This is a genomic window from Pseudomonas sp. NBRC 111143 (genome assembly GCF_001320965.1).
Classification (GTDB): domain Bacteria; phylum Pseudomonadota; class Gammaproteobacteria; order Pseudomonadales; family Pseudomonadaceae; genus Aquipseudomonas; species Aquipseudomonas machongensis.
In genome coordinates this window covers 1-13,150 of record NZ_BCBT01000025.1, presented here as the reverse complement: position 1 = coordinate 13,150, position 13,150 = coordinate 1, and the positions used below count along the sequence as shown (strand labels likewise).

The window sequence follows — 13,150 nt, the reverse complement described above, 5'->3', positions numbered from 1 at the left end:
GAACGCGGCGCTGTGCCGCCTTCCACTCAGGAGTTACATACCATGTACGTTATCACTGGCATTACCGGCCAAGTCGCCGGCGCCTTGGCGCGCAACCTGTTGGCCGCATGCAAGGAGGTGCGCGCTGTGGTGCGCGATGCTGCCAAGGGCGAAACCTGGCAGGCCCAGGGGTGCAGCGTCGCGGTAGCCGACATGCAGGACCGTGTCGCCCTGACCCGGGCGCTCCAGGGCGCTACCGCTGTGTTCGTGCTGCTGCCGCCGAACTTCGACCCTCGCCCTGATTTCCCCGAAACCCGCGCGATACTCGCCAACCTGCACGCGGCACTGCTGACCAGCCAACCGGAACGCGTAGTGTGCCTCTCCACCGTTGGCGCGCAGGCCAGCCACCCTAACCTGCTATCGCAGCTGAGTGAAATGGAACATGTGCTGGGGCAGCTGCCCATGCCGGTAACGTTTCTGCGCGCTGCCTGGTTCATGGAGAACAGCCTGTGGGACATCGCCCCCGCTCGGGAACATGGCGTCCTGTACAGCTTCCTGCAACCGCTGGACAAGCCGGTGCACATGGTCGCCACGGCCGATGTCGGGCGCGTTGCAGCGCAGTTGCTGCAGGAGCCTTGGGAGGGTGTGCGGGTAGTGGAGCTGACCGGCCCGCAAGCGATCTCACCGCTGCAGCTCGCTGCCACGCTTGGCCAGGTGCTCGGGCGTGAAGTGAAGGCGCAAGCAGTCCCGCGCGATAGCTGGGAGGCACTATTCCTTGAGCAAGGGATGGAGAATCCGGTACCGCGCATGCAAATGCTCGATGGCTTCAATGCGGGCTGGATCGACTTTGAAGGGACGCCGCGCCAGGCGCGCACCGATCTGCAGACGGTATTGGCGGGGTTGGTCGAGCGGAGTTGAGCACGACTCTTTGGCTGGCGCGCCCTGCAGGGCGCTTCAGCTTTCAGGGGTGGCCATAGAAGTATGGTCGACCTCAGTCGTCATAACATACCGTGATACGTACCACGTATGTTTCAGCTCAAACCACCAAATCGACGGTAGAAACTCTCGCTGGCATCCGGCAGCGGTCCGTCCGCCGTCTCCAGCATGTCATTGAGCCAGACTTCAGCCTTGGGCGACACCAGGCGATAGAGGTTGCGGCACAACTGGCGCGCTGCACGGCCCTCCCAGTCACCGGGCAGCAGTTCATCGGGCAACTGCGGATCGCGCAGCAGCAAACGCCGGTATTCGTGGATCAGCAAGGTGCGCGCCAGGAAGCAATCCTGCGCCTCCAGCGTTTCCTGTTCGCGCAGTGCCTGCCACAGCGGACGGAACAGGCGAATGAACTCGCTGTAATGCTGGCCCAGCTCGTCGATCCCCCAGCTCTCCCTGACCTGCGCGCGCATGGCCTTGGAGGCGAGAATTTCCTGGGCATGGGTCTCGAAGACGATACTGTCTTCCTCGGCCTCCAGCTCGCGCAGGGTCGCCGCCAGATCCGCACGATCAGCACGCGGGCAGCCCATCACGTTAGGGGCGATGGCTCCGAAGCCTTGCCACTCCAGCTCTTCACGTACCGACTTGCGCTTGGCAACGTCCAACTGCGAGAGCAGCACCAGCGTCCAGGCGCCGTCCCAGGCTGGCAGGCTGGCACTGTAGACCCGTTTGAATGCCTTCTCGAAACGCCGTCGGCCGGTGCCGGTCAGGCTGTAGTAGCTACGGCGACCGACCTTTTCAGCGGTCAGCCAGCCTTCTTTGGTCAGGCGGAAGATCGACGTGCGAATCAGTCGCTCGTTGATGCCGAAGGGCTCCAGCAAACCGATCAGGCTACCCAGCCACACCGTGCCACCGTGGGGCTCGACGGCATCGCCATACAGCGTGATGATCAGCGAGCTGGCGCGGATTGGCGTCTGCTCCTGGAAGCGGGTGATCAGGTGGTTCAGGGGTGCGAGGCTGCTCATGGGGGAACTGGGCGCGGAGAAAGCCCCGACTATACCGTTACCCCGCCCCGCCTGGCCATGGCGCGACACGGCAATGCTCATGCGCCATGCCCCGTCTTCGGCCGCAGGCCGGTATCGCCCATGCGCGGGCGTGCGGGCTCGACCGCACTCAGCGGTGAACACTCCACCATCGACGCCATGCAGCGTCTGGCGAGCGCCTGGTACTCCTGCGTGCCGCGCTGCTTCCAGGCGACTTCCTCATCGCTGAGCGTACGCTTGGCCTGGGCCGGCGAGCCCACCACCAGGCTCTGCGCCTCGCAGGTGAACCCCGCCTTGACGAATGCCGTGGCCGCCACGATGCAGCGTGGCGCGATGTGCGCACCATCCATCACCACCGCATTCATGCCCACAAGCGCATCCGCCCCTACTCGGCACCCGTGCAGCACCGCGCCATGCCCAACATGACCGTTGCGCTCGATGACCGTGTCACCGCCCGGAAAGCCATGCATCACGCAGGTGTCCTGCAGATTGGCGCCCTCCTCCAGGACGATGCGCCCAAAGTCGCCCCGCAACGCAGCGAGAGGCCCGATATAACAGCCGGGGCCGACGATCACATCGCCGATCAGGACGGCACTGGGGTGGACGTAGGCGGTGGGATGGACCACTGGGGTCAAGCCGTCGAGGCGATAGCAGGGCATGGGAGCGACTCAATGTGATTCATGACGATCAAGGATCATGTATCACTTCAAATAGATCAGTCAATTTTGAAATTGCTGTATCGCTTTCTTGAATCGTCTTTCTCATGGAGTGGTTGATCGGAACTTATGCGCACCAGGGGTTTCAGCGATCCCGCCGATCAGCAGTCAAGATTTAGATACATCATGCCAATTTTGATGTTGATATTTCGTATCGCTTTGCGCCTATACTTGCGCCACCACTGCAACCGACTCCAAGAACTGGCCGGCACTGACCGGCGCCAAACGTGCAGCCTGAGGTACCACCATGCCAAGCAACCTCGTTGTGCAGGCCCCGGCGGACGGTGTCCGCCTGATCGCCCTGCACCGCCCGCAAGCCCTCAACGCCCTGAATACCGAGCTGCTGGCAGAGCTCGCCGACGAACTCGACGCTGCCGCCCATGACGAGCACACCCGTGCGGTGGTCATCACCGGCAATCGCAAGGCCTTTGCCGCCGGCGCGGACATCAACGAGATGGCCGAGCGCGACCTGGTCGGCATCCTCAACGATCCCCGTGTCGCCCACTGGCAGCGCATCGCCGCTTTTCCCAAGCCTCTGATCGCCGCCGTCAACGGTTTCGCCCTCGGCGGCGGCTGCGAGCTGGTGATGTGCGCCGATATCGTTATCGCCGGGTCCGACGCACGCTTCGGCCAGCCAGAGATCAACCTCGGCATCATTCCCGGCGCCGGTGGCACCCAGCGCCTGCTTCGCGCAGTCGGCAAGCCACTGGCGATGCAGCTGGTGCTCACCGGCGAAACCCTCGATGCCCGCCATGCCCTGCAAGCCGGGCTGATCAGCGAAATGACCCAGCCCGAATTGACCGTTGAACGCGCCCTGCAGGTGGCGTGCAGCATCGCGCAAAAGGCGCCCCTGGCCGTGCGCCTGGCCAAAGAGGCGCTGCTAAAGGCCCAGGATACCGACCTCGCCAGCGGCCTGCGCTTCGAGCGACATGCCTTCACCCTGCTGGCTGGCACGGCCGACCGCGACGAGGGCATCCGCGCTTTCCAGGAAAAACGCCCGGCCAGCTTCATCGGCCGCTGACCCACCCGATTCCACCGACTGACGGAGCGCGCTTGCCATGAGCTTCCAGCACATCCTGTTTTCCATCGAGGACGGCATCGCCCTCCTCTCGCTCAACCGCCCCGAGCAACTCAACAGCTTCAACACCGCCATGCACCAGGAGGTGCGCGAGGCTCTCAAGCAGGTACGCCAGAGCGAACAGGCGCGGGTGTTGCTGCTGACCGGCGAAGGCCGCGGTTTCTGCGCCGGCCAGGACCTCTCCGACCGCAACGTCGCACCTGGTGCCGAGCGGCCCGACCTGGGCCTGTCGATTGAGCAGTTCTACAACCCGCTGATCCGTAGCCTGCGCGACTTGCCGATGCCGGTGATCTGTGCGGTCAACGGCGTAGCTGCCGGCGCCGGGGCCAATATTCCCCTGGCTTGCGACCTAGTGCTGGCCGCCCGCTCGGCCAGCTTCATCCAGGCGTTCTGCCGCATCGGTCTGATTCCGGACTCTGGCGGCACCTGGCTGCTGCCACGGCTGGTCGGCATGGCCCGCGCGAAGGCCCTGGCGATGCTGGGTGAGCGCCTGAGCGCCGAACAGGCCGAGCAATGGGGGCTGATTCACCGCGTGGTCGACGACGCCGAGTTGCGCGACGAAGCACTGCGCCTGGCCCGGCACCTGGCCGCTCAGCCCACCTACGGCCTGGCGCTGATCAAGCGCAGCCTCAACGCAAGCTTCGACAACAGTTTCGATCAGCAACTGACGCTCGAGCGCGACCTGCAACGCCTGGCCGGGCGCAGCGACGACTACCGCGAAGGCGTCAGCGCCTTCATGGAAAAGCGTACGCCCGTGTTCAAGGGGTGCTGAGATGAGTGCACTGCACATTGAAGCCCAGGTTGCGGTGATCGGCGCTGGCGCCATGGGGGCCGGCATTGCCCAGGTTGCAGCCCAGGCCGGGCATGCGGTCCGGCTTTATGACAATCGCCCGGGCGCCGCAGCGCAGGCCATCGACGGCATTGCTCGGCAATTGGCGCGCCTGGTGGACAAAGGCAAGCTGAACGCCTGCGAGCGCGAGTCGACCATAGCCCGCCTGCAGCCTGCCGAGTCGCTCGAGGCCCTGGCCGATGCGGCGCTGGTGATCGAGGCGATCGTGGAAGACCTCGATATCAAGCAGCAACTGCTGCGCCAGCTTGAAGCCCTCTGCGCTGAAACCTGTATCCTCGCCAGCAACACGTCGTCGTTGTCGATTACCCGCCTGGCAGAGGGGCTGGCCCGACCCGAGCGCGTGATCGGCATGCATTTCTTCAATCCTGCCCCCTTGATGGCGTTGGTCGAGGTCGTGTCGGGGCTTGCGACCGAACCGGCGGTGGCCGATACGCTGTACGACACCGCCAAGGCCTGGGGCAAGCAGCCCGTGCATGCACGCTCCACCCCCGGTTTCATCGTCAACCGCGTGGCCCGTCCGTTCTATGCCGAGAGCCTGCGCCTGCTGCAGGAAGGTGCCGCCGATTGCGCTAGCCTCGATGCGCTGTTGCGCGAGGCTGGCGGGTTCCGCATGGGCGCGTTCGAACTCACCGATCTGATCGGCCATGACGTCAACTACGCCGTCACCTGTTCGGTGTTCGACGCCTATTACGGGGATTTGCGCTTCCAGCCCTCGCAGGTACAAAAGGAACTGGTGGCCGCCGGGCGCCTGGGGCGCAAGAGCGGCCAAGGTTTCTACGACTACCGCGAAGGCGCCGAACGCCCGCAGCCTGCCGAATTGCGCAGCTCTGCCGAAGTTACACGCTGCGTGGTCGAGGGCGACCTCGGTGTCATGCAGCCGCTGCTGCAGCGCCTGAGCGCCAGCGGCGTCGAACTGACCCAACGCGCCGGCCAGGGCTTGTTGCGCATTGGTGATGCCACCCTGGCCCTGTCCGACGGTCGCCTGGCCAGCCAGCGCGCCCGCGACGACGGCCTGCAGAACCTGGTCCTGATCGACCTTGCCCTGGATTACAGCAGCGCGACACGCATCGCGATTACCTGGGCCAGGAACACCACGATCGAAGCCCGCGATCAGGTTGTCGCGCTGCTCCAGCGTGCCGGTTTCAACGTCAGCGCCCTGGCCGACCTGCCGGGCCTGGCCGTGCTGCGCACGGTGGCCATGCTCGCCAACGAAGCCGCCGATGCGGTGCTGCAAGGTGTCGCCTCGGCGGCCGACATCGACCTGGCCATGTGCGCCGGGGTCAATTATCCGTTGGGGCCTCTGGCCTGGGCCGAACGCATCGGCCTTGCCCACACGTTGCACACCCTCGAACACCTGCAGCAGGCCTACGGCGAAGAACGCTATCGCCCTTCCCTGCTGCTGCGCCGCACCCATGCCGAAGGAGGCCGCCTGCATGACTGACACACCTCGCACGCCCGAAGCGCTGGCCCGCGCCTGTGCCGACGCCATGTACGCCCGTGACCGGGCCACTCAAGGCATGGGCATCGAACTGCTCGAGGCCGGCCCCGGCAGCGCTGCCGTGCGCATGACCGTACGCGCCGACATGATCCAGGGCCACGGCACCTGCCACGGCGGCTTTCTCTTCGCCCTGGCCGATTCGGCGTTCGCCTTTGCCTGCAACAGCCACGACGAGGCCACTGTGGCCCTAGGCTGCAGCATCGATTATGTGGCCCCGGCGCTGCTCGGCGACCAGTTGACCGCCACCGCCCACGAGCTGGTGCGCAAGGGCCGCACTGGCCTCTACGACGTTCGCCTGGAAAACCAGCGTGGCGAGCTGGTGGCGCTGTTCCATGGCAAGTCCTACAAGTTGCGCGGCAGCGTGCTGACGCAGGAGACGCAAGATGACTGAACCGACCCTCAACGACGCCCTGATCATCGACGCCGTGCGCACGCCCATCGGCCGCTACGGCGGCGCCCTGAGCAGCGTGCGTGCCGACGACCTGGCGGCGATCCCGATCAAGGCCTTGATCGCCCGCCACCCGACACTGGACTGGCACGCCATCGACGATGTGATCCTCGGCTGCGCCAACCAGGCCGGCGAAGACAATCGCAACGTTGCGCATATGGCCACGCTGCTGGCCGGGCTGCCTGTCGAGGTGCCGGGCACCACCCTCAACCGCCTGTGCGGCTCCGGCCTGGACGCCATCGGCAACGCCGCCCGCGCCCTGCGCTGTGGCGAGGCCGGGCTGATGCTGGCCGGCGGCGTCGAATCCATGTCCCGCGCGCCGTTCGTCATCGGCAAGGCCGAACAGGCCTTCGGCCGCAGTGCGGAACTGTTCGACACCACCATCGGCTGGCGCTTCGTCAATCCCCTGATGAAAGCCCAATACGGCATCGACTCGATGCCCGAGACCGCCGAGAACGTCGCCGAGCAGTTCGGCATCTCGCGCGCCGACCAGGATGCCTTTGCCTTGCGCAGCCAGCACAAAGCCGCCGCCGCCCAGACCAATGGCCGCCTGGCGCGGGAAATCGTCCCGGTCGAGATCGCCCAGCGCAAGGGCCCGCCCAAGCTGGTCGAGCAAGACGAACACCCGCGCGGCGACACCACCCTGGAGCAGCTGGCGCGCCTTGGCACGCCGTTTCGCGAAGGTGGCAGCGTCACTGCTGGCAACGCGTCGGGGGTCAACGACGGTGCGTGCGCACTGTTGCTGGCCAGCAGCAGCGCAGCCCGCCGCCACGGCCTGAAGCCCCGCGGGCGAATCGTCGGCATGGCCGCAGCAGGTGTCGAGCCACGCATCATGGGCATCGGCCCGGTGCCTGCGACGCGCAAGGTGCTGGAGCTGACCGGTCTTGCCCTGGCCGACATGGACGTGATCGAGCTCAACGAAGCTTTCGCGGCCCAAGGGCTGGCAGTGCTGCGCGAGCTGGGTGTTGCCGACGACGATCCACGGGTCAACCCCAACGGTGGCGCCATCGCCCTGGGGCATCCGCTGGGCATGAGCGGCGCGCGGCTGGTCACCACCGCGCTGCACGAGCTGGAGCTGACCGGCGGCCGCTACGCGCTGTGCACCATGTGCATCGGCGTCGGCCAGGGCATCGCCATGGTGATCGAGCGCCTTTGAGGCACTTCGACCAACGGACCGCGACCCACGCTGCAACGGGCAGTATGCTGCCCACCATGACACTCACGGCCCCTCGACGGGCCGGCGTACAAGAACAACTCGAGTGAAGCCATGAACATGTACCACGATGCCGAACGCGCCCTGCTTGACCCCATGGAAACTGCCAGTGTCGATGCGCTGCGCCAGCACCAGCTCGAACGCCTGCGTTGGAGCCTGCGCCACGCCTATGACAAGGTGGCGCTGTACCGTCAGCGCTTCGACGCCTGCGGCGCCCACCCGGACGACCTGAAGTCGCTCGAGGACCTGTCGCGCTTCCCCTTCACCGGCAAGAGCGACCTGCGCGACAACTACCCGTACGGCATGTTTGCCGTCCCCCAGGAAGAAGTGGTGCGCCTGCACGCCTCCAGCGGCACCACGGGCAAACCTACGGTGGTCGGGTACACCCAGAACGACATCGACACCTGGGCCAACGTGGTCGCCCGCTCGATCCGCGCCGCAGGTGGACGCAAGGGCGATAAGGTGCATGTTTCCTATGGCTACGGGCTCTTCACCGGTGGCCTGGGCGCTCACTATGGCGCCGAGCGTCTGGGCTGCACGGTGATCCCCATGTCCGGCGGTCAGACCGAGAAGCAGGTGCAACTGATCCGCGACTTCCAGCCCGACATCATCATGGTCACGCCCTCGTACATGCTCAACCTGGCCGATGAGATCGAGCGCCAGGGCATCGACCCCAACGACCTCAAGCTGCGCCTGGGCATCTTCGGTGCCGAGCCCTGGACCGACGAGCTGCGCCGCTCCATCGAGCAACGCCTGGGCATCAACGCCCTGGACATCTATGGCCTGTCGGAAATCATGGGGCCAGGCGTGGCCATGGAGTGCATCGAGACCAAGGACGGCCCGACCATCTGGGAAGACCATTTCTACCCCGAGATCATTGACCCGGCGTCTGGCGAGGTCCTGCCGGACGGGCAACTGGGCGAGCTGGTGTTCACCTCGCTGAGCAAGGAGGCGCTGCCGATGGTGCGCTACCGCACCCGCGACCTGACCCGTCTGCTGCCCGGCACGGCACGGCCGATGCGGCGCATTGGCAAGATCACCGGGCGCAGCGACGACATGCTGATCATCCGCGGGGTCAACGTGTTCCCTACGCAGATCGAAGAGCAGGTGCTGAAAATAAAACAGCTTTCCGAGCTTTACGAGATCCATCTGTATCGCAATGGTAATCTCGACAGCGTGGAAGTGCACGTGGAGTTGCGCGCCGACAGCCAGTACCTGGACGACGCTACGCGCAAGGCGCTTGTGGGTGAGCTGAGCAAGCAGATCAAGACCTACATCGGCATCAGCACGCAGATTCGCCTGCAGCCCTGCGGAACGCTGAAGCGCTCAGAGGGCAAGGCTTGCCACGTCTACGACAAACGGTTGGCCAGCTGACTTTCGATTCGGCTGCCTTTTTCTGCCCCGGCCTGGTCCGGGGCTTTTTTTGCGCCGCATTTGCCGGCCCTATCGCGGGACGCGCCCGCTCCCACAGGCGGCTCGCTGATCTTGGAGTCAGTGGGAGCGGGCTCGTCCCGCGATAGGGGCGCAACGTGATACACAATTTTATCTGATACATGATTTTATGTTTGATGTTCGATCGCGTATCGCTTATAAAAGACTCCATGCCCCAACCACCCCTGCGGCGGGAGTCCGAACATGTACGCACAGCTAGTCGAAACCGGCGTCAAACGTGTCAAGTCACTGGAAGAGATGTCGCCCGAAGAGCGCCACTTCCAGGAGAAGATCGACGCCGAGATCAAGATCGAACCGAAAAACTGGATGCCCGAGGCCTACCGCCAGACCCTGATCCGGCAGATCTCTCAGCACGCCCATTCGGAAATCGTCGGCATGCTTCCCGAGGGCAACTGGGTCACCCGCGCGCCGAGCCTCAAGCGCAAGCTGCAGTTGATGGCCAAGATCCAGGACGAAGCCGGCCATGGCCTGTACCTGTACAGCGCCATGGAAACCCTCGGCGCCGACCGCGACGAAGAGATCGCCAAGCTGCACAGCGGCAAGGCCAAGTACTCGAGCATCTTCAACTACCCGACCCTGAGCTGGGCCGACATGGGCGCGGTGGGCTGGCTGGTCGACGGCGCGGCGATCGTCAACCAGGTGGTACTGCAACGCACCTCCTACGGCCCCTACTCGCGCGCGATGATCCGTATCTGCAAGGAAGAAAGCTTCCATCAGCGCCAGGGCTACGAGCTGCTGCTGACCATGATGCGCCACGGCACCCAGGCGCAGAAGGACATGGTCCAGGATGCAATCAATCGCCTGTGGTGGCCCTCGCTGATGATGTTCGGCCCCAGCGACGAACACTCCCCCAACAGCGCCCAGTCGATGGCCTGGAAGATCAAGCGCCAGACCAACGACGAGCTGCGCCAGCGCTTCATCGACCAGACCGTGCCGCAGCTCGAGCTGCTCGGTTGCACCGCCCCGGACCCGGAACTGAAGTGGAACGCCGACCGCGGTCACTACGACTTCGGTGAAATCCAGTGGGACGAATTCTACGAAGTGATCAAGGGCAACGGCCCCTGCAACCAAGAGCGGGTCGCCACCCGTCGCCAGGCCATCGAAGACGGGGCCTGGGTACGCGAGGCCGCCGTGGCCTATGCGCGCAAGCAACAGAACAAGAACGCCGCCTGAAGCGGCGACCGATGCGGAGATCGAACATGTCTGTCTGGACCCTCTACGAAGTATTCGTGCGCAGCAAGCACGGCCTGAACCACAAGCACGTGGGCAGCGTGCATGCCGCCGACGCGGCCATGGCCATCGAGAACGCCCGTGAGCTGTACACCCGGCGCAGCGAAGGCGTGAGCCTGTGGGTGGTGCCTTCGGCGCTGATCACCGCCTCCTCGCCTGATGAAAAAGACCCGCTGTTCGCCCCTTCGGACGACAAGGTCTACCGCCATGCCAGCTTCTACGAGCTGCCTGACGAAGTCGGACACATGTGAGGCCCGCCATGCACAACGACGATCTGATCCCCTACCTCTTGCTGCTCGGCGACAGCGCCCTGGTCCAGGGCCAGCGCCTGTGCCAATGGTGTGGCCACGCCCCGGCACTGGAAGAAGAGCTGGCACTGATGAATGTCGGCCTCGACCTGGTCGGCCAAGCGCGCAACTGGCTGGAGTACGCCGCCGAACTGCTCGACGACGGCCGCGATGCCGACGCCCTGGCGTTTTGCCGCGACGAACGGGCCTTCCACAACCTGCTGCTGGTCGAGCAACCCAACGGCGACTTTGCCGTGACCATGACCAAGCAGTTTCTCTACGACGCCTGGCATCTGGCGATGCTCGAGGGCCTGTGCACCTCCAGCGATCCGCGCATCGCCGGGATCGCGGCCAAGGCGCTCAAGGAGGTCACCTACCACCTGCGCCGCTCCGGTGAGTGGGTGCAGCGCCTGGGCGGCGGCACCGACGAAAGCCGTCGCCGCATGCTCGCGGCAATCCCGGCACTGTGGCGTTTCACCGTGGAGCTGAGCCAGGGCAGTGAAAGCGAGACGCGCCTGGCCGCCGCGGGTATTGCCGCTGACCCGACGCAAGTAGGGCAAGCCTGGCTCGCCCAGGTCAGTGCCATCTTCGCCTCGGTTGAGCTCCCGCAACCCACGCCCGCCAGTCATTTCTACCTGAGCGGTCGCAAGGGCTTGCACACCGAACACCTGGGCCTGCTGCTGGCCGAGATGCAGTTCCTGCCACGGGCCTACCCCGATGCGATCTGGTGAGCTGATCGCTGGCGACCGTGGCGCCCGCAGCCTGCGCGAGGGCGACCTGGCGCGGGCCTGGGCGGTGCTGGAGCAGGTCATGGACCCGGAAGTGCCGGTGGTCAGCGTGGTAGACCTGGGAATCGTGCGCGACCTGGATTGGCGCGCCGGCCATCTGCACCTGGTGGTGACCCCTACCTACTCCGGCTGCCCGGCCACCGAGGTAATCGAGGGGGATATCCGCCAGGCCCTGGAACAGGCCGGTTTTGCCCAGCCAGCGCTGGAACGCCGCCTGACCCCGGCCTGGAGCACCGACTGGATCAGCGATCAAGGCCGCGAACGCTTGCGGGTCTATGGCATCGCCCCGCCACAGGGCAGTGCCAGCAAGCGCAGCCTGCTCGGCGAAGCCCCCCAGGTGTGCTGTCCGCAATGCGGCAGCGCCCACACCGAACTGCTCAGCCAGTTCGGCTCCACGGCCTGCAAGGCGCTTTATCGCTGCCGCGAGTGCCTGGAGCCGTTCGACTATTTCAAATGCATTTGAGCCGTGGAGACGACCATGAGCCAGTTTCACAGCCTGACCATCAAGCAAGTGCGTCACGAGACACGCGACGCCGTGTCGATCGCCTTCGACGTCCCCGCCCATCTGCAGGACGCGTTCCGCTTCACCCAGGGCCAGTACCTGGTGATGCGCACCTTTCTCGACGATGAGGAAGTGCGCCGCTCCTATTCGATTTGCAGTGCCGTGCAGGACGGCGAGCTGCGCGTGGCGGTCAAGCGCGTGCCGGGCGGGCGCTTCTCGGCATTCGCCAACGATGTGCTCGCGGTCGGCCAGCAACTGGACGTGATGCCGCCCAGCGGCAGCTTCTTCGTTCCACTGCAGGCCGAACGCCATGGCCATTACCTGGGGGTCGCCGCCGGCAGCGGTATCACCCCGATCCTGTCGATCATCGCCACCACCCTGGCCTGCGAGCCCAACAGCCGCTTCACCCTGCTGTACGGCAACCGCGCCAGCAACAGCGCACTGTTTCGCGATCGCCTGGAAGACCTGAAGAACCGTTACCTGGACCGCCTGAACCTGATTTTCGTGTTCAGCCGCGAACAGCAGGATGTCGACCTGTACAACGGCCGAATCGATGCTGACAAGTGCGGCCAGTTGTTCTCTCGCTGGCTCGACGTGCAAGCCCTCGATGCCGCCTTTATCTGCGGGCCGCAGGCGATGACCGAAACCGTGCGCGCCAGCCTAGAAGACAACGGCATGCCGCGCGAACGCATCCATTTCGAGCTGTTTGCCGCCGCTGGCAACGAGGCTAGGCGCGAAGCCCGCGAGGCTCAGCGTCAGCTGGACTCGGCGCTGAGCCATATCACCGTGATCAGCGATGGCCGTGCCCTGGCCTTCGACCTGCCGCGCAACAGCCAGAACATTCTCGATGCCGGCAACGCCATTGGCGCCGAGCTGCCCTATTCGTGCAAGGCCGGCGTGTGCTCGACCTGCAAGTGCCGGGTGATCGAGGGCGAGGTGGAAATGGACAGCAACCATGCGCTGGAGGATTACGAGGTGGCGGCGGGGTATGTGCTGTCGTGCCAGACGTATCCGCTGAGCGACCGCGTGGTGCTGGATTTCGATCAACTTTGAGACCGCGGCGCCCTCATCGCGGGACAAGCCCGCTCCCACAGGGATTGGCTGGACTTTAAAGGGACAAGCTTGCTCCCACAGGG

General features: G+C 65.1%; 14 protein-coding genes. 12 read left to right on the top strand and 2 right to left on the bottom strand.

The window, feature by feature from the left end:
• Positions 1–42: 42 nt before the first annotated feature.
• Complete coding sequence (locus APH44_RS15130) at positions 43–897, top strand: NmrA family NAD(P)-binding protein (RefSeq protein WP_054893422.1); 855 nt, start codon at positions 43–45, stop codon at positions 895–897.
• A gap of 113 nt (positions 898–1,010) precedes the next feature.
• Here the strand turns inward: APH44_RS15130 and paaX are convergent, their stop codons facing one another.
• Positions 1,011–1,934, bottom strand: coding sequence for a phenylacetic acid degradation operon negative regulatory protein PaaX (gene paaX / locus APH44_RS15125; RefSeq protein ID WP_177339347.1), 924 nt, complete (start codon positions 1,932–1,934; stop codon positions 1,011–1,013).
• Between the two features lie 77 nt (positions 1,935–2,011).
• On the bottom strand, positions 2,012–2,611 hold the full coding sequence (gene paaY / locus APH44_RS15120) for a phenylacetic acid degradation protein PaaY (protein ID WP_054893420.1): 600 nt from the start codon (positions 2,609–2,611) through the stop codon (positions 2,012–2,014).
• A 304-nt stretch (positions 2,612–2,915) separates the two neighbouring features.
• On the opposite strand from paaY, the gene paaF reads away from it, so the two are divergent.
• The 11 genes from paaF to paaE all read left to right on the top strand — a co-directional run bounded on the left by paaF (position 2,916) and on the right by paaE (position 13,067).
• Positions 2,916–3,689 (top strand): 2,3-dehydroadipyl-CoA hydratase PaaF, encoded by a 774-nt coding sequence (gene paaF, locus APH44_RS15115; RefSeq protein WP_054893419.1) that lies wholly within the window; start codon positions 2,916–2,918, stop codon positions 3,687–3,689.
• 37 nt (positions 3,690–3,726) lie between these two features.
• Positions 3,727–4,518 (top strand): 2-(1,2-epoxy-1,2-dihydrophenyl)acetyl-CoA isomerase PaaG, encoded by a 792-nt coding sequence (paaG, locus tag APH44_RS15110; RefSeq protein WP_054893418.1) that lies wholly within the window; start codon positions 3,727–3,729, stop codon positions 4,516–4,518.
• Between the two features lies 1 nt (position 4,519).
• On the top strand, positions 4,520–6,037 hold the full coding sequence (gene paaH, locus APH44_RS15105) for a 3-hydroxyacyl-CoA dehydrogenase PaaH (RefSeq protein ID WP_054893417.1): 1,518 nt from the start codon (positions 4,520–4,522) through the stop codon (positions 6,035–6,037).
• Positions 6,030–6,485, top strand: a complete 456-nt coding sequence (gene paaI, locus APH44_RS15100; RefSeq protein ID WP_054893416.1) for a hydroxyphenylacetyl-CoA thioesterase PaaI — start codon at positions 6,030–6,032, stop codon at positions 6,483–6,485. Before paaH ends, paaI begins: the two co-directional genes overlap by 8 nt.
• Entirely contained in the window at positions 6,478–7,698 is a 1,221-nt protein-coding gene (gene pcaF / locus APH44_RS15095; RefSeq protein ID WP_054893415.1) for a 3-oxoadipyl-CoA thiolase, read from the top strand. The genes paaI and pcaF overlap by 8 nt, the downstream gene beginning before the upstream one ends.
• 111 nt (positions 7,699–7,809) lie before the next feature.
• Positions 7,810–9,129 carry a phenylacetate--CoA ligase PaaK gene (gene paaK / locus APH44_RS15090; RefSeq protein WP_054893414.1) on the top strand — a complete coding sequence of 440 codons (1,320 nt, stop codon included), beginning with the start codon at positions 7,810–7,812 and terminating at the stop codon, positions 9,127–9,129.
• Positions 9,130–9,390: 261 nt separating this feature from the next.
• Positions 9,391–10,380 carry a 1,2-phenylacetyl-CoA epoxidase subunit PaaA gene (gene paaA, locus APH44_RS15085; RefSeq protein ID WP_054893413.1) on the top strand — a complete coding sequence of 330 codons (990 nt, stop codon included), beginning with the start codon at positions 9,391–9,393 and terminating at the stop codon, positions 10,378–10,380.
• Positions 10,381–10,406: 26 nt separating this feature from the next.
• The gene (gene paaB, locus APH44_RS15080) at positions 10,407–10,688 is read left to right on the top strand and encodes a 1,2-phenylacetyl-CoA epoxidase subunit PaaB (RefSeq protein WP_004374528.1); all 282 of its coding nucleotides are present in this window, start codon (positions 10,407–10,409) and stop codon (positions 10,686–10,688) included.
• Between the two features lie 8 nt (positions 10,689–10,696).
• A complete protein-coding gene (paaC, locus tag APH44_RS15075; RefSeq protein ID WP_054893412.1) occupies positions 10,697–11,455 on the top strand; it encodes a 1,2-phenylacetyl-CoA epoxidase subunit PaaC in 759 nt (252 codons plus the stop codon).
• Positions 11,442–11,975: a 1,2-phenylacetyl-CoA epoxidase subunit PaaD gene (gene paaD / locus APH44_RS15070; protein WP_054893411.1), complete on the top strand. Its 534-nt coding sequence runs from the start codon at positions 11,442–11,444 to the stop codon at positions 11,973–11,975. The genes paaC and paaD overlap by 14 nt, the downstream gene beginning before the upstream one ends.
• Positions 11,976–11,990: 15 nt before the next feature.
• Positions 11,991–13,067, top strand: coding sequence for a 1,2-phenylacetyl-CoA epoxidase subunit PaaE (paaE, locus tag APH44_RS15065; protein WP_054893410.1), 1,077 nt, complete (start codon positions 11,991–11,993; stop codon positions 13,065–13,067).
• Positions 13,068–13,150: the final 83 nt, after the last annotated feature.